Annotated in this window: 1 protein-coding gene and 1 pseudogene; both read right to left on the reverse strand. The window is 61.8% G+C overall.

Annotation, left to right across the window (positions count from 1 at the left end; translation table 11 throughout):
* Window positions 1-754: ABC transporter ATP-binding protein (locus AC1DT3_RS22885; protein ID WP_477467454.1), on the reverse strand; the 754-nt coding region annotated here is incomplete at its 3' end.
* Window positions 751-877, reverse strand: a pseudogene (locus AC1DT3_RS22890) (D,D-dipeptide ABC transporter permease); the annotation flags it as partial. The pseudogene AC1DT3_RS22890 and the gene AC1DT3_RS22885, both read right to left, overlap by 4 nt.

Genomic DNA, 877 nt, shown 5'->3' on the forward strand with positions numbered 1-877 from the left:
GCGTATAAGGATGCTTCGCCTCGCGCAGATGTTTGGCTTCCAGCTCCTCGACCACGTGGCCGGCATACATGACGAGCACCCGGTCGCAAAATGAGGAGACGAGCTTCAGGTCGTGCGAGATGAAGATCAGGCCCATTCCGCGTTCCGAGACGAGCTCGTCGAGAATGCGCAGCACTTCCATCTGAACGGTCACGTCGAGCGCCGATGTCGGCTCGTCGGCGATGAGAAGGTCGGGGTCCGTCACGAGCATCATGGCGATCATCGCGCGTTGCCCCATTCCGCCCGAGACCTCGTGCGGATAAAGGCTGAAGACGCGGGTGGGATCACGCATCTTCACCGCTTCCAACATCGCCAGCGATTTGTCGCGCGCTTCGGATCGGCTCGCTTTCGCATGCGCCTGATAGGCCTCGATGATTTGCTCGCCGATCGTCATCACCGGGTTCAGCGAGTATTTGGGGTCCTGCATCACCATGCTGATGCGTCCGCCGCGCAACGTGCGCAGTGTCCGCTTCGAGGCTGTGAGGAGATCGATGCCATCAAAGGCGAGGCGCTTGGCCGTGGTCTCGCCAGGGGGAGGCGTGAGGCCGAGAATGGCGCGGCCCGTCTGCGACTTTCCGGARCCGGATTCACCCACGATGCCGAGCCGTTCGCGGCCGAGCSSGAASGARACGCCGCGCACGGCTTCGACGATGCCGGTGCGCAGATGAAAGCGAACGCGAAGGTCTTCGACTTCGAGAAGAGGTTTTGTGCTCATTTGGCGGCTTTCGGATCGAGCACGTCGCGCAGACCGTCGCCCAGCAGATTGAACCCGAGGCTGACGACGAAAATGGCGATACCCGGCATCGCGGCGACCCACCATTGGTCGATGAGATAGTTG

This window comes from Microvirga sp. P4_G7, assembly GCF_056401005.1.